General features: G+C 43.5%; 15 protein-coding genes, 1 tRNA gene and 2 pseudogenes. 12 read left to right on the forward strand and 6 right to left on the reverse strand.

Annotated elements, in window-relative coordinates:
- Nucleotides 1-127, reverse strand: a pseudogene (locus tag B1A85_RS19960) (photosystem II D2 protein (photosystem q(a) protein)); the annotation flags it as partial.
- Between the two features lie 328 nt (nucleotides 128-455).
- On the opposite strand from B1A85_RS19960, the gene B1A85_RS19965 reads away from it, so the two are divergent.
- From B1A85_RS19965 to B1A85_RS19990, 7 genes and pseudogenes are all read left to right on the forward strand, one after another.
- Nucleotides 456-722, forward strand: coding sequence for a hypothetical protein (locus B1A85_RS19965; RefSeq protein WP_104548488.1), 267 nt, complete (start codon nucleotides 456-458; stop codon nucleotides 720-722).
- Nucleotides 723-742: 20 nt separating this feature from the next.
- Nucleotides 743-1417 carry an energy-coupling factor ABC transporter ATP-binding protein gene (locus B1A85_RS19970; RefSeq protein ID WP_104548489.1) on the forward strand — a complete coding sequence of 225 codons (675 nt, stop codon included), beginning with the start codon at nucleotides 743-745 and terminating at the stop codon, nucleotides 1415-1417.
- Between the two features lie 259 nt (nucleotides 1418-1676).
- Nucleotides 1677-2285, forward strand: coding sequence for an NYN domain-containing protein (locus B1A85_RS19975; RefSeq protein WP_104548490.1), 609 nt, complete (start codon nucleotides 1677-1679; stop codon nucleotides 2283-2285).
- 116 nt (nucleotides 2286-2401) lie between these two features.
- Nucleotides 2402-2473, forward strand: a tRNA-Asn gene (locus tag B1A85_RS19980).
- Between the two features lie 597 nt (nucleotides 2474-3070).
- Nucleotides 3071-3319, forward strand: a pseudogene (locus B1A85_RS26310) (PRC-barrel domain-containing protein); the annotation flags it as partial.
- 369 nt (nucleotides 3320-3688) lie between these two features.
- On the forward strand, nucleotides 3689-4678 hold the full coding sequence (locus B1A85_RS26315; RefSeq protein WP_371681696.1) for a YegS/Rv2252/BmrU family lipid kinase: 990 nt from the start codon (nucleotides 3689-3691) through the stop codon (nucleotides 4676-4678).
- Nucleotides 4679-4989: 311 nt separating this feature from the next.
- On the forward strand, nucleotides 4990-6549 hold the full coding sequence (locus tag B1A85_RS19990; RefSeq protein WP_104548492.1) for a metallophosphoesterase: 1560 nt from the start codon (nucleotides 4990-4992) through the stop codon (nucleotides 6547-6549).
- 15 nt (nucleotides 6550-6564) lie between these two features.
- Here the strand turns inward: B1A85_RS19990 and B1A85_RS19995 are convergent, their stop codons facing one another.
- The 3 genes from B1A85_RS19995 to B1A85_RS20005 all read right to left on the reverse strand — a co-directional run bounded on the left by B1A85_RS19995 (nucleotide 6565) and on the right by B1A85_RS20005 (nucleotide 9650).
- A complete protein-coding gene (locus tag B1A85_RS19995) occupies nucleotides 6565-7767 on the reverse strand; it encodes an FIST N-terminal domain-containing protein (protein WP_104548493.1) in 1203 nt (400 codons plus the stop codon).
- A 178-nt stretch (nucleotides 7768-7945) separates the two neighbouring features.
- A complete protein-coding gene (gene wecB, locus B1A85_RS20000) occupies nucleotides 7946-9055 on the reverse strand; it encodes a non-hydrolyzing UDP-N-acetylglucosamine 2-epimerase (protein ID WP_104548494.1) in 1110 nt (369 codons plus the stop codon).
- Between the two features lie 220 nt (nucleotides 9056-9275).
- The gene (locus B1A85_RS20005) at nucleotides 9276-9650 is read right to left on the reverse strand and encodes a hypothetical protein (protein ID WP_104548495.1); all 375 of its coding nucleotides are present in this window, start codon (nucleotides 9648-9650) and stop codon (nucleotides 9276-9278) included.
- 796 nt (nucleotides 9651-10446) lie between these two features.
- Here B1A85_RS20005 and B1A85_RS20010 point away from each other — a divergent pair.
- Both B1A85_RS20010 and B1A85_RS20015 read left to right on the forward strand, forming a co-directional pair.
- The gene (locus B1A85_RS20010) at nucleotides 10447-11688 is read left to right on the forward strand and encodes a type IV pilus twitching motility protein PilT (RefSeq protein ID WP_104548496.1); all 1242 of its coding nucleotides are present in this window, start codon (nucleotides 10447-10449) and stop codon (nucleotides 11686-11688) included.
- 142 nt (nucleotides 11689-11830) lie between these two features.
- Nucleotides 11831-12556: a circadian clock KaiB family protein gene (locus B1A85_RS20015; protein WP_104548497.1), complete on the forward strand. Its 726-nt coding sequence runs from the start codon at nucleotides 11831-11833 to the stop codon at nucleotides 12554-12556.
- A 157-nt stretch (nucleotides 12557-12713) separates the two neighbouring features.
- Here the strand turns inward: B1A85_RS20015 and gndA are convergent, their stop codons facing one another.
- Entirely contained in the window at nucleotides 12714-14195 is a 1482-nt protein-coding gene (gene gndA, locus B1A85_RS20020; RefSeq protein ID WP_104548498.1) for an NADP-dependent phosphogluconate dehydrogenase, read from the reverse strand.
- Between the two features lie 389 nt (nucleotides 14196-14584).
- Here gndA and B1A85_RS20025 point away from each other — a divergent pair, with 389 nt between their 5' ends.
- Together B1A85_RS20025 and ileS are read left to right on the forward strand one after the other, a co-directional pair.
- On the forward strand, nucleotides 14585-15433 hold the full coding sequence (locus tag B1A85_RS20025; protein WP_104548499.1) for a Ycf66 family protein: 849 nt from the start codon (nucleotides 14585-14587) through the stop codon (nucleotides 15431-15433).
- 118 nt (nucleotides 15434-15551) lie between these two features.
- The gene (ileS, locus tag B1A85_RS20030) at nucleotides 15552-18845 is read left to right on the forward strand and encodes an isoleucine--tRNA ligase (protein ID WP_104548500.1); all 3294 of its coding nucleotides are present in this window, start codon (nucleotides 15552-15554) and stop codon (nucleotides 18843-18845) included.
- Nucleotides 18846-18888: 43 nt separating this feature from the next.
- On the opposite strand, the gene B1A85_RS20035 is transcribed toward ileS, so the two are convergent.
- Nucleotides 18889-19827, reverse strand: coding sequence for a ParA family protein (locus B1A85_RS20035; RefSeq protein ID WP_104548501.1), 939 nt, complete (start codon nucleotides 19825-19827; stop codon nucleotides 18889-18891).
- Between the two features lie 143 nt (nucleotides 19828-19970).
- Here B1A85_RS20035 and B1A85_RS20040 point away from each other — a divergent pair, with 143 nt between their 5' ends.
- Nucleotides 19971-20591, forward strand: coding sequence for an FMN-dependent NADH-azoreductase (locus tag B1A85_RS20040; protein WP_104548502.1), 621 nt, complete (start codon nucleotides 19971-19973; stop codon nucleotides 20589-20591).
- Nucleotides 20592-20643 lie beyond the last annotated feature (52 nt).

A 20643-nucleotide genomic window follows, 5' to 3' on the forward strand; every position in this document is an offset into this window, starting at 1 on the left:
CCATGTAGGCGCACGGAAATAGCAACAGTCCCGACCACCCGATGAATACAAATCGATCTCTTTTTAGCCAGTCATCAACGACGTCGAACCATCCTCGACTCGTTGCCTGTCCTACTGCTATTGTCATAGCAAAAACTCCAGATCTTATAATTTCGTGTTAGAATCGCGTACCTTTATTCGGTAATTTTACAATTACCGCAAGCAAGATACGAGTTGATTTGTCAACTTACTTTACGATTCTTTACTTATTCTAATCATATTTGTACTACTAAACGTCATTTTGTGACAATATCCTTGACAGAATTTAATCTTTAGTTAAACTTGACAAAAAAAATGCATAATTAAGGAAATTTAGCAACTATCGTTTGATATAGACTAAATTTACCGCGCTGATACTAACCTGGTAGCTAAAATAAAAATGAGATTTACAGCTGCTAAATATATAAATAGTTACGATGTTTAACATTGATTTGACTCTCAAAAATACACCCTTTCCTCTTTCTGTACAACGTAAGGTTACTGAAGATGCAGAAGCTGTTTATCAGCAACTGTTACAAGCTATGCGCTCTAATAGCACCGAAGTTATAGAATTGCACTGTGAGGGTCAGACAGAAAAAAAAATCGCTGTACGAGCGAGTGACATTTCTAGTATTCAGATGTCTCAAAAAACAGGTGCAGCGGCTAGCGGTAGACCTCCTGGCTTCTTTGCACTAGCAGAATAAACTTAAAAGTTGGTGGTTATATGGCTAATTTTGCCATTCAGGTGCGCGACTTATGTTTTAGTTGGTCTAACGGCGCAGATGTCTTAAAATCATGCACCTTGGAAGTTCCACAGGGCGAATTTTGGATGCTGTTAGGCACTAACGGTAGTGGTAAATCAACGCTACTAAAACTTTTAGCGGGTTTATTAACGCCTACGTCTGGCGATCGCAAAATCTTAACACCTGTAGGTTTTGTCTTTCAAAATCCTGACCACCAACTTGTCATGCCAACTGTTGGCGCTGATGTAGCTTTTGGATTAGTAGAAGAAAAGTTATCGCCAACTCAAGTACGTCATCGCGTCGCCGAAGCACTAGCAGCAGTTAATCTTCTAGAGTTACAGCGCAGACCAATTTATGCATTGAGTGGAGGACAAAAACAACGAGTCGCGATCGCCGGTGCGATCGCGCGGCAAAGCGAAGTGCTATTGTTAGATGAACCCACTGCACTCCTCGATCCAGATAGTCAGCTTGATTTAGTTGCACAAGTAAGACGGTTAGTCAAAAGCCGTAATTTAACAGCTTTGTGGGTAACGCACCGTTTAGATGAACTCGATTATTGCGATGGGGCGTTTCTCCTAGAGAAAGGCTGCGTAGTAGACCGTGGCGATCCTCAGCAACTTAAACAGCGTTTGATGCAAGTAGAATTAGCATCCTAGTTGCACAAAGTAAAAGCTCAAAGAATTCTGTGTTGTCAATATTTTGTATTTACAGTCAACACAGTCCAAGCCTTGTACTAGGCTAAAAATTATTCAATTGCGGGATAGCTGAGCATTTCTCTAGCTTTCATAACTAGAAACACACAAGTCTGCAACGCGCTTTCTCTACGTATATCTATCAAAATGTTATAGCATATACCTCGATTACTATTAAGATATGAATAAATAATGTTAACTTTAGCAATACTTGCTGGTCATCATGCCCCGTTCCTTACCACAAGCCGTTCTCTTAGTTGACGGCTATAATATAATTGGCGCTTGGCCCTGTCTCAAAAAAATAAGAGACACCGATGGGCTAGAAGCATCGCGTTGGCAGTTAATCGAAGACTTAACAAATTACAGCGCATATCAAGGCTATATTACTCAAGTTGTCTTTGATGCCCATTATCAAGATACTTGTAGCAACTACGAAGCTGTTACAGAAAATTTGTCCGTCTACTACACGAGCTTTGGTGAAACTGCTGATACATACATTGAAAAAGTGTGTGCAGGGTTTCGACCATATTTACGTGGTGTTGTACCTAATGTAACTACAAGCAAAAATAGTAAACTACCACCAATCTACTCTCGCATTTCACGAATCATTGTCGCTACATCCGATAGAGCGCAGCAGTTGACAGTGGTAGGTTATGGGGCAGAATGCTTGTCAGCAGCACAACTTAAGTTTGAGGTACAAACAACAGCTTGTAGAGTGCGTCGGGGAAAAACATCAGCTAGAAAACCTGCTAGCCGTTTTTTAGCAAACTCAATAGACACTAAGGCACGACAGCGTTTAGCAGAAATGAGAATGGGATTAAAAAAGACCTAAATGCAGCTTAATAGCTCAGCTAGCAGGGAGCTGACGTCATCCAACAGCAGCGAAGATTTTTTTTGCTAAAACACTTGCCAAATACAATCGTTTGCTATTAATATAGTAATTCGCAATCCTCAGTAGCTCAGTGGTAGAGCGGTCGGCTGTTAACCGATTGGTCGTAGGTTCGAATCCTACCTGGGGAGTTGAAAAGAACAAGTTAATACTGAGCATTACAGCGATTCACAAGTATTGCAAGCTAGTCGCAAATACATTAGGTTGTAAGCAAAACCAACAGTTTAACTAGAAAGTCAGATTGGTGGGCGTGTTACCTAAACTTGTACATCCAGGTAAACCGCTGTATAGAACAATAACCTAGATGGCGATCGCATTCACCCAGCGCATGTAAAGCGCAGCAAGTAGAGCAATTAATATATATAGGCACTAGCAGAGCTGATAGTACAAGAAGCATAGCGGCATCTAAATCTACCTAAGGCTCGATACTTTCCTAATAGCGAATGCGTGATAAATATATAAATTTAGTTATTGAGCTAAAAACTGCAACTACAGCATAGACATATAGCCATTCTATAGGTCTTGTGAAGTTTATTTAATGGAAGAACTCCGTACGCAAACCGCGGTCTTGGAAACTCTCCAATGGTGGAGAACATCCTTGTAAAACGATTTCTGCTATCTCTTCTAGCTTTTAATCCCAAGCTCTGACCCCTTCCTGCTATGGTAGCCATAATACGCTCTAAATTAGAAGCTAATCTATTCTCAATGCTTTACTAGGAGTTAAATTTATGCCTCTTAAAAAGATTAAGGATTTTGCTCCAAACTATCTTGAATCTTTTGATGGTAAAAATATCATTGGTTTCAATGTTTATACAGAAACGGGGCAAGAAAAAGTTGGTTACATCAAAGATATTTTAGTAGATGAAAAAGGTTACTTTCGCTACTTTGTCGTCGATTTTGGCTTGTGGATATTTAATAAGCAAGTTATGCTTCCTGTGGGATATTCTCGCATAGATTATGAAGCCGAAAAAGTTTATGTTTTAGGTGTAGAGCGCAAACAAGTAGAAAGCCTTCCTACCTACAACGACCAAGTAGGAGTAGACGACGAATACGAAAAAAAACTGCGAGAAGCATATGCTCAGCTAGCAATCGATATCGAATCTGTAGTATCAGAAGAAGTTCCTCAAATTACGCTTACCGAACCAGAGCAAGCTAACCACGATTATATACAAGTAACAGATTTATACGAACTAAACGATCGCCAGCATCGAGTTATTAAAGAATATCAAGATAGACTGATTGCTAAAAAACAAACGCGGCAAGAAACAGCAATATCTCATCAACGTAATGCAGAAGAAAAAATTAGCGAACAATTCGTAATTGCTTCTACATCTAGTAATCAAATAATCAGTAATCAAAGACCAACTCGTTCAGCTTGCTTGATTTTTAATCCTGTTGCAGGTCAATCTGATGCCGAACAAGACTTAGCAATAATTAAAAGTATGCTAGAGCCAGAATTCGATCTTGATATTCGGATGACGACTCCTGAAAAAGATGCTGACGAAATAGCAAAAGAAGCTGTAGAACAAGGCGCACAAATTATTATTGCATCAGGAGGAGATGGCACGCTATCTGCAGCAGCAGAAGCTGTCGTTGGTACAGGAATTCCACTAGGTGTTATCTCGCGCGGAACAGCAAATGCTTTTGCAACAGCTTTAGGTATTCCAGCAACAATTCCCGCAGCTTGTCAAACAATACTAGATGGTAAAACCCGTGTTGTCGATGCTGCATATTGTAACGGAAGACCAATGGTGTTACTCGCAGGAGTAGGATTTGAAGCAGAAACTGTAGAACGCGCTGACCGCGAAGCAAAAAATCGCTTTGGTATGCTTGCGTATGTATTAGCCGGTTTTCAAGAGTTACGTAATTTAGAGTCTTTTGAAACTCGAATTGAAACCGAAGATAAAATCATTACCTTAAATGCTGCCGCGGTAACAGTGGCAAACGCGGCACCACCTACTTCTGTTTTAGCCCAAGGACCGGCAGAACTACTCATTGATGATGGCTTGCTGGATGTTACAATTGTTGCACCGACAAATACAATGGGGGCGATCGCGGCTGCGTATAACCTCTTGCAATCTGCTTATAGTGGTGAAGTTGCAAATAGACCTGATACTGGATTTTTGCGGGCGAGAAGCATTAAAATTTCTACCAACCCACCCCAGAAAGTCGTTGTCGATGGCGAATTAGTTGGCAGTACACCTATTGAAGTTGAGTGTGTACCTGGGGGTTTAACAATTATTGTTCCCACAGTTCCTGAAGACTGTGCCACAGAGAAATTAGAAGGATTACCTAATCTACGAGTAGAGTCCAAACAACCGCCAGCAACGATTTAAGAGTGAATCTTGGTAAAAACTCAATACGCGATCGCGCCTTTTGCGCATACTGCATACCCAAGTTTCTAAAATATTTGGCGCAAGTAGAAGTCTTGAGTTAGCATGTTTTTCTGTTGCATCAAGAATATGCAGCATGATAGAGACAATAAGCTGTTGTCTGAATGTAATCTATGCTTGGTTCAAATTTACTGAGCCATCAAGGTTGCGTTAACTTTAATTGCAGCTGAGCCAAGTAGAACCAAGCTGAACGCTTTCAAATAACTCGAAGTAATAACCGCGACGAACTAAACACGACAAGTGAGATACTGTTTATGGAATTTGTGTCCGATCCGCCGATATCCGTGAAAATTGAGCAAATGAAGCAACGGGTACGGTGGCAAGACCCACTAATAGTTGAACGACAAATTGACCAAACGCGCTTTGTCCTCGCATCAGAGGACGATAACCCAGAGTTTTCGTTTTTGGTGATTGGCGATAGCGGTTCAGGAAAACACCGCAAACACAATCCGCAACGTCAAATCGCGAAAAAAATGTTAGAGCATAGCGATCTCACCCGCTTTATCCTTCATACGGGTGATGTTGTTTATTTAGTCGGGTCAAGCGAATACTACCCAAAAAACTTTATCGAGCCTTACAAAGAATTTATTGTCGGTGGTGAAAAACCAAAAAAAATTGCCTACGACGAGATGGTGTTTAAGACACCAATTTTACCTGTATTAGGCAACCACGACTACTACGACCTGCCATTAATTTATGGTTTGATGGGAGGCGTAACGCTGCCTTTGCGCCGGATGTTGAAGTTACGCTTGGATTTAGACATTGGTTGGCATGGTTCTTATCAAGGCAAAGCTTACGCAAAAGCTTTTATCGACTACTTAAAGGCATTTGATACAGATGCAGAGTTGCAGCGCCACCTCGATCGGCATTACACAGCAACAACAAATACTGGTCGCTGTTTGATTTATAAACCAGGAGAATTTACCCGACTACCGTACCGATATTACACCTTTCGTAGTGGTGGTATTGATTTTTTCGCTTTAGATTCGAACACCTTCAACGCTCCCGCACCCCTCCCAAAGACAAGCGAAGGCGCAGCTTATCGGCAGACTTTAGAAGATCGTATCTATGAATTAGAGCAAGAAAAGCTGCAAATCATGGAGGAAGCAAGCAAACTGAATGCAAATTCACCCGAAGAAGCTGAAAGACTTGACGATCTAGAAGCAAAGTTAGAACAACTCGAAGAAGTCAAGCTAGACATTGATAAGCAATTAGCAGCAGATGAAACGACTGTCACGGATTTTGAGCAATTGACGTGGCTGCGACAAAGACTTGTTGAATCGTGGAACACGCCAGAAGTGCGGGGTAGAGTTGTCTATTTGCATCATCCACCTTATGTTACTGAGTCAACGAAGTGGTATCAAGCACAAACTTTAGCAGTACGTCGTAACCTTCGTTGGGTACTCGATGAGGTTGCCCAAGAACTAGGCTCAACTTCTTTACAGCGTCCACTTATCGATTTGGTTTTGACAGGTCACGCGCATTGCTTAGAGCATCTTTCTACAGGAGATACCGGACACGCAGATTCTTATATTAATTGGATTATTTGTGGTGGTAGTGGCTACAGCTTAAGACGACAGCGTCAAGAAGGCACGCAGCTATACGAAACCGTTGGTGATACTGAGCGCGAAGTCGCGCGATCGCATCTTTATCTTGGTCGCAGCGGTCGCGGTTCGCACAAACGGCGACCTTATTCTTTCTTACGCATCGATGTTAAAGCCGGTAATCCTGCCAAGTTTGTTGTCAAGCCTGTTGTTGCAGAAAGATATCAACGCGAGTGGGTGGATCGCGAAATTGAGTCATTTGTCATTTGAATACTTGGCTCTAATTTAAGGTTGGCGACAAATAGCAAATACCGAAGTATAACCATGCAAAAAAGTACTTCCACCGACAGGACCAATTTCCCCATTACAGAAAAAACCACCCACGGGAATGTTGGGCATATAGCTACTAAACAACTGAGAATCAAAATTAGGTCTGCCGTAAAGCATTTCACCACGCCCCAAGCAAGAAAACATCAGCGCTGCAGCTGGTGATACATAAGGATGCGTTTGTACATAGCGTTGCAGCAACCATTCTAAATCATCCGCTGAAGTTTCTGCATCTCGCAGGTGGAATTGAATGCGCTGTCCAGGGCGGACTAAATCTGCAACAGCGATCGCCCCTACTTTCGGATCGACGCCTAACAAATTGCGAATCAAAAAGTCTCCTTGCTCTAAATTCTGCTTGAACTCGTCGCGCACGACTCCAATAAATAAAGAGTGTTCAGCTAATTGCCGATCCGCATCGCTTAAACTTGAAATTAAATCGCGCAGCACTTCTAAAGGCGGTTGTTCATTTAGCGCAAGTAGAATGTTACGTTCAGCGGCACTGACGCGGTAAGGTTCGCCAATCGGTCGGCATCCTTGCGCCACAATGGTATCAAGAACGATATTGCCACTCAAGGCAACACCAACAGTTCCTGAACGGTATAGCTTCTCGTTGCAAAACAAACCAATTCGCCCAGGAGTTTGACTACCGCTTGCTAACCCGCCTACTGCGATCGAGCCAGGATAAGCATAATCTATGCCTTGCAATAAATCATTTACGCCTGACGAAAAAGGGTCGGATAGCAAGATAAACTGAGGTTGTGTTGCCGGTGAAACGCCGAATAAATCTACCCACGCTTTCGGCGGACTATCAGGGTCGGGAAGTTGCTCTGCTGCAACATGAAAAGATGTAACTGTAACGCCTGGTAGATACGCCAAACTCAGACTTAATGCTGGTACACCCTCAAATTCTTGTACTTGATTTTGGTTTGTCCCAATAATACCTCCACCGCCACAACCAATCAGAACTTTAACGCTGGGTAGCTGTTCCTGTAATAGTGGAAGCAGGCGGGAATACTCGCTTGTAAACGCAGCAGAAATAAAAACTAACCCAAGATCGGCAGGTGACTGTAACAAAGCAGAAGCTCTATCAACAACTTCTGCAACGGCTGCTTCGAGCGAAGCACGAGTTGAGACGGCGTTTGCCCACTGCATGAGTGCCATAAGTTATATCATCACTCCTCTTTTAGGCTGAGGTTTTTTCTATTTTCGGTGCTAACGGGGACGAAAAGCATCTAACTGAAGTTAATTTAGCGTTAGATTTACCGCAATTCGCAAATACAATGTGTCCCGACTAGCTTTTATCCCTAACTCTGTAAATTAGCTTTACTCTCTGGCATTCTCATTGCAGGTAGTCTGTTACAATTTGCAAGATTCGCTCTGCTGCGTGACCGTCGCCAAAAGGATTAATCGCGGTTGCCATGGCTTGATAAGCATCAGCGTTACTTAAGAGGAGGCTTGCCGCAGTTAAAATTTGTGCTGGATCAGTTCCTACTAATTTAGCAGTCCCTGCCGCAACTGCTTCAGGTCTTTCGGTAGTTTCGCGCAGTACCAGCACTGGTTTTCCTAATGACGGCGCTTCTTCTTGCAATCCTCCAGAGTCAGTAAGCAGCAAGTGCGATCGCCCAATTGCCCCAACTAACTCGGCATAATCTAATGGTTCGGTTAAAAACACGCGCGGATGGTTACCTAACGCGGCTTGCAACGGTTCGCGCACAATCGGGTTGCGATGCAATGGTAAAAGCAAAGCGGTATCGGGAAACTGCTCTAAAATTTGTAAAAATCCTGCAGCGATGTTTATCAGGGGTTTTCCCCAATTTTCGCGCCGATGCACCGTTGCTAATAAAACACGGTATTTTCCCCACTCTAAACCAGGAACATTGCACGCGGGCTGCCTTTGGGCGACTGATAGCAGCGCGTCAATGACTGTATTACCCGTTTGATAGATTTTTCCTAAGACGCCGGAGCGTTGCAAATTTTCCACTGCTAGCTTTGTCGGCGCAAAGTGTAATTGAGTAAGCTGCGATATTAACCGACGATTGGCTTCTTCGGGATAAGGATTAAAAACATCATCGGTACGTAAACCCGCTTCTACATGACCTACAGGAATTTTTTGATAAAACGCTGCCAAAGCGGCGGCAAAAGCTGTTGTCGTGTCGCCTTGGACTAAAACTAATTGTGGCTGAAGTTGCTCAAACAAAGTTTCTAATCCTTGTAAGCTGCGACAAGTAATATCAGTAAGCGATTGCTGCGGTTGCATGATTGCAAGATTTTGGTTGGCTTCGAGGTCAAATAGCTGCATGACTTGTGCAACCATCTCAATGTGTTGACCTGTTAAAATCACTTGCGTATCAAAGCTTGGCGATCGCTGAAAAACTTGAATGACCGGAGCCATTTTAATTGCTTCCGGTCGCGTACCTAAAATAATGCAGATTTTGTTTACCTTTGCCATGTGCTAGGAGTTGTGGAACATAATTTCCCTGATATATGTTCTCCTATCTTTTGTCGCTCTACACCATTTTCTTTCAATGAGGTTGGGTCATCGGTAATTTGTAAGGCGGGTACTGTGATATGTTTAGCATGAAAAAACCCGGCTGCAACCGGGCAGATACCACTGTTATTGCGGATTGTGACTTTACATGCCTTGTCAATATCCGCTTTTGTGATGCTCCTTATTGCTTCAGTTCGCACGTTAGTGGACAAGCTGCGTAAACCGAAGTATGTAGGGTGTCTGCCTCGCCGTGTAGCCAGTTGAGCCAACTCACTTCTTTTGGATGAACGCCTTTAAGAGTAAGTACACCAGCCCCAATTACTACGGCTAATACATTAATGGCAATAATGCTACCTACAACTAATAAAACGGCACTAACTGGTATCACCGATTGCAGCACAATTGATAGTAGCGAACCCACAGTTGCCATTAAAACGACCAGCGGAAATCCTACAACTAACAAGCAAACTGCCAGTGTAAAAGTCCAGATTAAAAAGCTTTTGAGCATGAAGAAATAATAGTTCTTTTTTAGACTGGAGCTTTGAGCTAGAGTCATATTCTTCTCCTCCACAGAGAATCAAAAATTGAATTAAGTAAAATGCCCGTTGGCTAGTTTTAGCTAGCGTTATCTATTGAAAATAAGTATATAAAAGCCAATTGGTAAAATGATCTTTTAGTTATTAAACTTTACACTTGCATAATTGTATTTATGACTACGCAATTTAAGTTATAGGATTTTGGCTATTTGTTTTTGACATCTACCAATAGGTACAAAAGCTATAAAGCTTGCCATTTCGCGATCCCAAGCCTCAGTCTTCAATATACGTCCGTGCAAATTGTGTTGTTTCAACAGTAGTTAGTCATAGCTCGTTGCCTGTTCTTAACATTTCTTATAAATAAATAGGTGTTCTCTCATAATTGCTGCTTTTCTTGTCTAAGCAAATAGGCAATCGAGCACGGCACTTAACTTTGGTTTTGAGTGCATATTTTTTCAATAGTGTTTTAACTCGATTTATTTTGATTAGCTTCTGGCGCTCGACTTAGGCGTTGAGGCGATCGCCAATTGATGTTAGGAAAACATTTGTAAAGGGTATAAATACTTAAATGCTAAAAACAAATAATTATTACGCTTTAATTTTTTAGCGAAACTGTAACAAATTCCATACAAATAGCTAGAGCAAACGACTCTTTTATAAAGAAAAGCAACAACACAGAAAACACTTCAAATACTTGCGACGCCACACCTGATACAAACTAGGGCAGTTAGGGAAAACTATAAACGAATGACACGACTTTATAGTGCAGTCTGCATTTGACGTTCAAATCGATAGCGACTCATTTACAGCCGACCTATGACAGAATCACAGCATCCAGCCATTCCTGTACCCGCAGTTCCTCGCGTACCACCGATGCCTTTGCCAAAAGCGAGAGTTCCCAACCATGCGGAGCGAGATATTACACAACTACAAATGCAAACTGTTGCCCAACGGAATACATCGCCTACTCAATCTGCGCCAAATTCAACAACGATAGCGCCAACTTTAGAGCAACTAGTGCGCGAAGCCTACGACAAAGGTATTTCTGATTTACACTTAGGTGTTGGTGAGGTGCCTCGTTTTCGCGAGCGTGGAGAAATTATTGTTACTGACTATCCCATAACCGACGAAGCAACATTTACTAGCTGGCTGAAAGAAATTCTCACAGAGCAACAAATTCAACAATTTTACGAGCATTTAGAGTATGACGGTGCAACGCAGTACGAAGGAGTAGCGCGCGTCCGGATTAATTTATTTGTGGCGCTAAATGGTCCTGCGATGGTGCTGCGGTTAATTCCATTAAAAATTCTCACTCTAGAACAACTCAATTTACCGCCTGTTTTTCGCGATTTGTGTCACTACCATAAGGGATTAATTCTAGTGACAGGACCAACGGGTTCGGGTAAGTCTACGACGCTAGCAGCGATGGTCGATTACATCAATCAAGAAATGCCCAAACACATTATCTCGATTGAAGATCCCGTAGAATTTGTACATAAAAGTAAAAAATCTTTGATTAAGCAGCGCGAAGTAGGAATTCATACGTTGAAATTTGATAACGCTTTAAAAGCATCGTTGCGCGAAGACCCAGATATTATTCTGATTGGCGAAATGCGCGATCGCGAAACGGTCAACACAGCTTTGAAAGCTGCGCAAACCGGACACCTTGTCTTTGGAACCTTACACACCAATAGTGCTGTAAAAACAATTGAAAGAATTCTCAACCTTTACAACCCTGACGAGCAAGGTCCAATGCGCATTCAGGTAGCAGAATCTCTTGTTGCAGTCATTGCGCAAAGCCTCGTGCGGACAACAGATAACAAACGTGCCGCGATTCACGAAATTATGATTAATACAGACGCGATTAAAGATTACATTATCCGCAATGAAGTTGAAGAAATTGAGGCAATCATTCCGCGCTGCAACTTTGAAGGAATGTGTACGATGAATCAATCGATTTATCGACTCTATGAAGAAGGACGGCTAACCGAAGAAACTGCTTTAGAAGCATCACCCAAGCCAAATGAGATGGCAATGATTCTACGCGGTAGAGTTTAAAGTAGAGGACTAAGGAAAGAGTGATTAGTAGCTAGTGGCTGGTGGCTAGTGATTAGCGTCAAGAGTGCATAATCATCTATTTACTAACTACTAGTAACTTCTTCCTCTCTTCTAGAAGACCTTTGATCCCTTAATCAAACAGTTGCATCAACCTAAATCGAGAGATACAGAAACATTTAAAGGTATTGCGCTATTTACGCCAGGGGGAGATCTCATTTACTGCATCGACCCTAGTAAACAAGGTCACTGGCATTTACATTTGTGTGCAGGTTTACAAGAAATACTCAACTTATCAGAATCACCACACTTTCTCGTGCCTTGCTACACAGCAACAATTGACCGCTGGATAGACCCACAGACACAGCAGATACAAACCTATGCGGAAGCATATCCGCTCGTACTGCGGTATCAAGCTTTATTAAATGCCGTGTTTCAAACTAATGTAGTTTGGCAGGCTGCACCTGTCGCGGAAGGATTGTGCGATCCTCTGCTGCTTGCTTCGTATCGTACTGCATTTCCACAGCTTTGGGAAGAAAACGATCTTGTTGTGCGTTTTGAGCGATCGCGACCTGAAGCATTCAGGGTTCAACACGCACAAGCACCCTACGTTTTACACCTGTTTGTTGCTGAGCATAGTGCAGCAACCGAGCGGATTTTACAAAGTTTACGGCAAGTGCTGGAGCAATTTCACTATCCATACACGCTCAAAATCATTGACGTTACCAAGCATCCTGAGCAAGCCGAAATCGCTCAAGTTGCTGCCACGCCAACACTTATAAAAGTTTCGCCAAAACCAATGCGGCGTTTAGTTGGCGATTTAGAGAACGTAGAAAAATTGTTACAACTGTTAACTGCTTCTGATGCTTAAAAAGGAAGTGACTAGGAGTTAGCTGCTTTTAAGAAGTTCCATCACTCCTAGCCTAAGTTTCTCGACCTCCTACACGAATTAACTAGACCACGCAGGTGTTTTTTGTCTAATTAGCTGCGACTTTAGTCGCTAAGCAACCACATTTCTAGTATTTCCTCTAAGCGTTAGTCGTTGCTGGATCTGCTTGTAATGGCTCTGGTGTTGATGTTTGTATAGACTCTTCATCAAATTTTGTCCATTCGGTATGGAAGACCCCTTCTTTATCCACTCGTTCGTAAGTATGCGCGCCGAAGTAGTCTCGCTGAGCTTGAGTGAGGTTTTGGGGTAGGCGATCGCGCCGATAACTGTCAAAGTAATCTAATGAAGCACTAAAAGCAGGAACTGCAATTCCTAATTTAGCGGCAGCGGCTACCACTTCGCGCCAAGCATGTTGCCGATCCAAAATGGTTTGCTTAAACTCTGGTGCTAGAAGTAAGTTAAGTAAATTTGGTTCTTCTTGATAAGCGTGTTGAATCTTACCTAAGAAACCAGCGCGGATAATACAACCACCCTTCCAAATGCGAGCCATCTCGCTTAGATTTAGGTTGTAGCAATATACTTTTGAGGCAGCTGCTAGCTGTGCCATACCTTGGGCATAAGAGCAGATTTTCGAGCAGTATAGCGCATCACGAATCATATCTATAAAAGCTTCGGTATCGCCTTCATACTTACCCGTAGGACCTGTAAGAACTTGCGAAGCCGCAACGCGTTCCTTTTTAAAGGAAGACATCACGCGAGCATTTACTGCAGCAGTAATTGTAGGAATAGCAATACCTAGTTCTAACGCACTCTGTACTGTCCAACGCCCTGTTCCTTTTTGTCCAGCAGCATCAAGGATTTGCTCCACGAGTGGCTGATTTGTATCGGGATCGATGTACCTAAAAATATCTGCAGTAATTTCAATAAGAAACGAATTCAGTTCTTCAGTGGTATTCCACTCGGCAAAAATCTCGTGTAGTCGATTGTGGTCGAGACCTAAAGCATTTTTGAGTAAATCATAGGCTTCAGCGATCAGTTGCATATCGCCGTACTCGATACCGTTGTGTACCATCTTGACGTAGTGTCCAGCGCCACCAGGACCAACATAGGTAACGCAAGGACCATCTTCTACCTGAGCCGCAATTTTCGTTAAAATTGGTTCTAAGTATTCGTAAGAACTTTTTGTACCGCCTGGCATCAAGCTCGGACCATTCAACGCCCCTTCTTCACCACCGCTAACACCCATACCAATAAATCTAAAACCTAGTGGTTCTAATTCGCGAGTGCGGCGTGCTGTATCTTCATACAAAGAGTTTCCACCATCGATGATGATGTCGCCTTCATCGAGTAATGGTTTAAGCTGTTCAATCACTGCATCCACAGGTGCTCCAGCTTTCACCATAATTAAAATCTTTCGAGGTCGCTCAAGTAAGCCAACGAATTCTTCAAGCGAGTACGCAGCTTTTATGTTCTTACCCTGGGCACGCGTGTGCATGAAAGCATCTGTTTTTTCTGGGGTGCGATTGTATACGGCGACCGGAAAACCGTTGCGTTCGACGTTAAGAGCTAGGTTTTCGCCCATAACGGCTAAGCCGATTACACCAAAGCTTTGCTGTGTCATAAGTGTGCTTTGTTAACTCCGCTATTGAGGTGATTTCCCTTCAGGGTAGCTCGAACTTCAAGATATCTTCTGTAAAAAAGAGATTAAAAGTGTTAAACAAGTAGAACAAAACTACAGCTAAAATACAGGTCTTCTGATGAAATCACGCAAAAGACAGATTTTTGACCTGTGTTTTTAGTCGAACAAAAGTAGATAATACATTGAGAATGCCTTGTCAGAATATTAAAAAAAGCAAAACATTTATCTGCTTAGAGGTTTAAGTTTTTATCTTCCAATAAGTAGATTTCAAGAATGATTTAGCTCATTTGCTTAAATTTGTATCTATTTGAACAATAAAAGCGCAAAATTGAAATATGTAGTCTGATGACACAGTAAGGAGTAACCCACAAATGCTGGCATACATCCTGGCGTTGGCGGTAGGTTTCTTTAGCCTCGCTATCTACATGGCAGCTTTCTTTTTTCCTGAGGTACACCGCAAGGGTGACTTTATTTGGAGCGGGGTAGGATTATTCTACGCCTTAGTTCTATGGGTGTGTTCTGGACGCATCACAGGGGGTGTACTACTCGGTCAAGTAGCTGGCGTTGCTTTATTGGGGTGGTCAGTCACCCAAACGCTCTTACTCCGACGACAGCTCACTCCACGTCTTTCGCAAACTGTAGCACCCACAGCGGAAGAAGTAAAAAGTACTGTTCAGGAGAAGGTTGCCAAGTCTTCGTTCCTATCTAAGCTGTTGCAATTCACTAAGCGTAAAGATAATAGTGCAGCTACTGCAAAAGAGCGGTTGCAACAATTGAGCCAACAAACACCAGTTCCAGAAACTGCGGTAAGCCCTACACCCACAACTAACAACAATACTGCAAACTCAGTTCAAATTATTGACAATCGTACGTCTTTACCAGAGCAAGTAGACGCTACTACGGCAACACAGCAAAATACTTCAGTAGAAGTGGTTCCAGAAGGTATTTCAGAGGAGGCTTTGCCTGAGTCTACCGCTGCGGATGAAGTTGTTCAAGCGGCTGGAGAATCAACACCAGATGTGTCTGAAGATACAAAAGATGCCTCCACTGCAGACGCAGCAGTAACTGAAACTGAAGTCGTACCTGAAGCACCCGAATTGATGCGCCCTAACCCACCTGATCCAGAATTGGTAGAAGCCGCGCTGAAAGATGCTGAGGAAAAACATCAAGAAGCTGCACCACCAGACCCAGAAACGCCTGAAAATCCATCACCGAGTTGATCGAAGTATCAGCCACTTGCTAATTGCCAAATTAAAGCGCGTTATTGAGGTTGAAGCGAAAGGGGATTGTCGTTGATAATAGTTGCAAAACGACTTGATCATCTCTCGGCATCAAACTGTGACAGAACCAGGAAGCTACAAAGATACTGTTAATCTGCCTAAAACCAATTTTGACATGCGAGCAAACGCAACAAAGCGCGAGCCAGAAATTCAAAAGTTTTGGGCAGAAAACCAAATATACGATCGCCTGTCGCAGAACAACCCTGGCGAGTTATTTGTTTTGCACGACGGTCCTCCCTACGCTAACGGTGCGTTGCATCTCGGTCACGCGCTTAACAAAATTCTCAAAGACATTATCAACCGATTTCAGTTATTGCAAGGACGTAAGGTTCGCTACGTTCCGGGTTGGGATTGTCACGGATTGCCGATTGAACTCAAAGTGTTACAAAACATGAAGGCAGCCGAGCGGCAAAACCTGACGCCTCTCGAGTTGCGGCGCAAAGCCAAAGCGTTTGCCTTGGCGACAGTTGAGGAACAAAGCAAAAGTTTCCAACGCTACGGAGTTTGGGGGGATTTTGACAATCCTTATCTAACACTAAATCCTGCATATGAGGCAGCGCAAATCGGTGTATTCGGGCAAATGGTGTTAAAAGGCTACATCTATCGCGGTCTGAAGCCTGTCCATTGGAGTCCTAGTTCAAAAACGGCACTGGCAGAAGCCGAACTAGAGTATCCTGAAGGTCACACCTCACGGAGCCTTTATGCAGCTTTTCCTGTGACGCGTCTTTCTGAAGCTGCTTCAGCATTAGGCGAATTTATGCCGCATCTCAGTGTAGCCATCTGGACAACCACGCCTTGGACAATTCCAGCTAACTTAGCGGTAGCTGTTAATCCAGAGTTAACTTATGCGGTTGTTGAAGTTGCTAACAACGAGCAACCTAAATACATAATCGTAGCCACTGACTTAGTAGAACGCTTGTCACAGATTCTCGCAAGCAATCTCACAATTAAAGCGAAAGTAAGTGGCAAGGATTTAGAACACACAATTTATCGCCATCCCCTCTTTGACCGCGAAAGTCCAGTAGTGATAGGTGGCGATTATGTAACCACCGAGTCAGGAACAGGCTTAGTCCACACCGCACCAGGTCACGGACAAGACGACTACATCGTCGGTCAGCGGTACGGTCTGCCAATTTTAGCACCCGTCGATGCTGATGGAAATTTTACCGCCGAAGCCGGACAATTTGCCGGCATGAATGTCCTCGGCGATGGCAACGCTGCCGTGATTGAGGCACTATCTGCAGCAGGGGCGTTACTCAAAGAAGAACCGTACGTTCACAAATACCCCTACGATTGGCGGACAAAAAAACCAACAATCTTCCGCGCCACTGAACAATGGTTCGCCTCCGTAGACGGATTTCGCGATGCCGCACTCAAGGCGATCGCTGAGGTAAAGTGGATTCCGGCGATTGGTGAAAACCGAATTACTGCGATGGTATCGGAGCGTTCTGATTGGTGCATTTCGCGACAACGCAGTTGGGGCGTCCCAATTCCTGTATTCTACGACGAAGAAACTGGCGAAGCACTACTCAACGCAGAAACGATCGCGCACGTGCAAGCCATCGTCGCCGAAAAGGGTACGGACGCCTGGTGGGAATTATCAACCGAAGAACTCTTACCAGAAAGCTACCGCAACAATGGTCGGTCGTACCGCAAAGGGACAGATACGATGGACGTGTGGTTCGATTCAGGTTCCTCGTGGGCAGCAGTATTGCAACAGCGTCCAGAGTTGCGCTACCCAGCAGATATGTATTTAGAAGGCTCAGATCAACATCGCGGTTGGTTTCAGTCGAGTTTACTCACCAGCGTCGCTGTCAATGGTTGTGCGCCATACAAAACCGTCTTAACGCACGGTTTTACCGTCGACGAGCAAGGTCGCAAAATGAGCAAATCGCTCGGCAATGGCATCGAACCAGAAGTCGTAATTAACGGCGGGAAAAATCAAAAAGAAGAACCTGCCTACGGCGCTGACGTGCTGCGGCTGTGGGTATCATCCGTTGATTACACCGCCGACGCGCCGCTGAGTAAAAATATCCTCAAGCAATTGTCCGAGGCGTATCGCAAGATTCGCAACACAGCAAGGTTCTTATTGGGTAATCTACATGATTTTGACCCGATTAAGCATTCTGTAGCTTACGAACAATTGCCCGAACTCGACCGCTACATGCTCCACAGGATAACAGAAGTCTTTCAAGAGATCGGCGAGGCGTTTGAAAATTACCAATTTTTCCGCTTCTTCCAAACAGTGCAGAATTTCTGCGTGGTGGATTTGTCAAACTTCTACTTAGATATTGCCAAAGACCGACTCTACATTAGCGCGCCCGATGCTTGGCGGCGGCGCAGCTGTCAAACCGTGTTGCACGTCGCGCTGGAAAACTTAGCAAAAGCGATCGCGCCAGTACTGTGTCACATGGCAGAAGATATTTGGCAGCACCTTCCCTATCCGACGCCGTACAAATCCGTCTTTGAAGCCGGTTGGGTGAAGTTAGAAAAACAGTGGTACCAACCACAACTCGCAGATTCCTGGCAAAAACTGCGACAACTGCGCGCCGAGGTGAATAAAGTCCTCGAACAAGCACGCGTCGAGAAAACGATCGGCTCTTCCCTCGAAGCCAAGGTGTTGCTGTACGTTCCTAATGCTGCTTTCAAGGCGCAGTTACAAACATTAAACCCCGGTACGGCGCAAAGCTTAGCGACGGCTCCACAGCCCATAACAGAAACAACAGCACTGGTAACGCAACCGTCCAAAACTTGGCAACAGTACTTAGCAGAACTTGTGCAGCCCTTTAAGCGATCGCCAGCATACTTACGCGACGTGTTAAAGGTATACCGCGAACTTTGGATAATCGCTGTTGTGCTAGCGGCGTTTCCTTTAGTTGTATTACCGCTTGGTTTGTTAAAAGCCGTACTCGTCGGTGTTAATGAGATTCCGCTGCTACCGCGCGTTTTCCAGCTCATCGGCATTTATGCAACGCTGCGCTACTTACTAGTAGCATTTATGCGTATTGCGTTATCGCAAAAATCAAAAGCGCCAACGACTCTAACAGAATCGCTTTCTCAAACGATATCAGTCCCTGAAGAACAGGCGACAACTCCATCGACACGTCAATCTAACGGTGTAGACGAGCTGCGCTATTTGTTCATTGCTTCGCAGGTAGAACTTGTCGATTCGCCAGCAGCAGTACAACAAGCAAAGTACAACTTACAAACCGACGAACTCGCTATTGGCGTAGTTAACGCCGATGGCAAGAAGTGCGATCGCTGTTGGAATTACTCAGTGCATGTCGGCGACTCTGTGGAACATCCGTTGATTTGCGAGCGCTGCGTTTCGGCGTTAGCAGGCAACTTTTAAAAGGTAACAGGTAATTGGTAACTGGTAAATATCTTTTTTCTCATTACCGATTACCCATTACCGATACCGATTGCGTTTGCTGTTGCTCGCTACCAGCAACTTGCAATTTCTGTAAAAACTCTTGCGTTATTTGAGTAAATGCTTTAGCCCCTGCTGATTGTGGATTTGTCATCACAACGGGCATAAAACTATCAACGGCTTTAGCAACATTGACATCAGTAGGTATTTGTGTCTTAAAAATTTGTGTTGCCTCAAAATCCTCGTTAATTCGTTGCATTACTTGTTTGTAGTATCTACCTGTAATTAAATTACCTGACATTGTAAAGACAATACCCAATAATTGAATATTTAGATTTACCTCGGATGCATGACTTTCTTTAAGTTGAGCAATGCGTCTTTCTAGTAACTGAATACCCACTATTGACAAAGGCTCAGATTTGGCAGGTAGGATATAGAAGTTACTTGCCGCAAGCGCACTGCGCGTCATCAAATTGTAACCAGGAGCGCAGTCAAGAATAATAAAATCATAATTTTCGAGAACAGGCTCTAAAATCTGTTTAACTAATCTTCTTTCAAAGCGGTTCCATACAGTTGCAAAATCAAGTCTATCGACCTCAAATGCTTCTTCATGCAGCATTTCAGAAACAACAAATTCATCGTAGAGCTCGATATCACCAGGTAATAAATCGAGATTAGGAAGCTTGCACGCATTGTAGTGAATTGCTTCTTTCACGCTAATCTTAGAGCGTGTTTCTGGTTGAATAGCTTGATTAATTAGATATTTCAAAGTTCGCTTTGTTTTGCGATACTTAGCGAAATCTGTCGGGGACATCATACTCAAGGTAGCACTAATTTGAGTATCTAAATCGAAAACAAGAACTTTTTTACCATGATCTTTGGCGAGTGAAGTCGCTAAATTGACACTTAGTGTCGTTTTTCCTACACCACCTTTCATGTTTGCTGTTGCAATGATATAAGCCATTAGTGAAATCCTGGAATGAAGTTAGTTCTTAATGACATCGATTTTGCGATTTAGCTGTCTTAAGGCAGACAGACATAAAAGTAGAATTAATGCTAAATTTACTCGGTTGATGCTGTTAAATTATATTCAGGAATGATTGTTTTATGGCACATATTCTGCATATTGATTCTAGTCCTCGTGGCGAACGCTCTTTTTCGCGTAAACTTTCTTATGAGTTTGTGACAGCTTGGAAAAATGCCCATCCAGAGGATACACTGACTTATCGCGACTTGGGGAAAAACCCAGTACCTCATGTTGATGAAGGATGGATCGCGGCTGCATTTACACCCCCAGAAGCGCGTACCCCCGAACTTAACGAAGCAATTAAGCTTTCAGATGAACTAGTAGATGAATTTCTCGCAGCCGATCGCTACGTGTTCGGTATCCCAATGTACAACTTTAGCGTACCTTCAACCTTTAAAGCCTATATTGACCAAATTGTTCGCGTCAATCGTACTTTTACGGTTACCGATCAAGGATACGCAGGTTTGGTTCACGGAAAAAAAATGCTGATTGTGGCTGCTAGCGGTGGTAGCTACAGATCGGGAACTCCCGCAGAACAGTATGATTACCTCAAGCCTTTCTTACAGGCTGTGTTTGGCTTAGTTGGTATTACCGACATTACGTTTGTGCAAGCCGATAATCTCAGCAGCGGTGATGACGCACGCCAGGCATCTTTAGACGAAGCTCGTACAATGATTGAAGAGTTAGTCGCTAATTGGTGATGACCAGGGCGATCGCACCAAGTAAGTTAAGTAAGGATAGTGTGCGATCGCG

It is taken from the genome of Chroococcidiopsis sp. TS-821, from assembly GCF_002939305.1.
Taxonomy (GTDB): domain Bacteria; phylum Cyanobacteriota; class Cyanobacteriia; order Cyanobacteriales; family Chroococcidiopsidaceae; genus Chroogloeocystis.

Excerpts from the sequence above, each read along its gene's own strand:
- wecB (WP_104548494.1), bottom strand. The coding sequence starts at position 9,055 with ATGGCAAAGGTAAACAAAATCTGCATTATTTTAGGTACGCGACCGGAA.
- B1A85_RS20035 (WP_104548501.1), bottom strand. The coding sequence starts at position 19,827 with ATGGCTTATATCATTGCAACAGCAAACATGAAAGGTGGTGTAGGAAAA.
- B1A85_RS19965 (WP_104548488.1), top strand. The coding sequence starts at position 456 with ATGTTTAACATTGATTTGACTCTCAAAAATACACCCTTTCCTCTTTCT.
- B1A85_RS19995 (WP_104548493.1), bottom strand. The coding sequence starts at position 7,767 with ATGGCACTCATGCAGTGGGCAAACGCCGTCTCAACTCGTGCTTCGCTC.
- B1A85_RS19975 (WP_104548490.1), top strand. The coding sequence starts at position 1,677 with ATGCCCCGTTCCTTACCACAAGCCGTTCTCTTAGTTGACGGCTATAAT.
- B1A85_RS20025 (WP_104548499.1), top strand. The coding sequence starts at position 14,585 with ATGCTGGCATACATCCTGGCGTTGGCGGTAGGTTTCTTTAGCCTCGCT.
- B1A85_RS19990 (WP_104548492.1), top strand. The coding sequence starts at position 4,990 with ATGGAATTTGTGTCCGATCCGCCGATATCCGTGAAAATTGAGCAAATG.
- B1A85_RS20005 (WP_104548495.1), bottom strand. The coding sequence starts at position 9,650 with ATGACTCTAGCTCAAAGCTCCAGTCTAAAAAAGAACTATTATTTCTTC.
- B1A85_RS19970 (WP_104548489.1), top strand. The coding sequence starts at position 743 with ATGGCTAATTTTGCCATTCAGGTGCGCGACTTATGTTTTAGTTGGTCT.
- B1A85_RS20010 (WP_104548496.1), top strand. The coding sequence starts at position 10,447 with ATGACAGAATCACAGCATCCAGCCATTCCTGTACCCGCAGTTCCTCGC.
- B1A85_RS20040 (WP_104548502.1), top strand. The coding sequence starts at position 19,971 with ATGGCACATATTCTGCATATTGATTCTAGTCCTCGTGGCGAACGCTCT.
- gndA (WP_104548498.1), bottom strand. The coding sequence starts at position 14,195 with ATGACACAGCAAAGCTTTGGTGTAATCGGCTTAGCCGTTATGGGCGAA.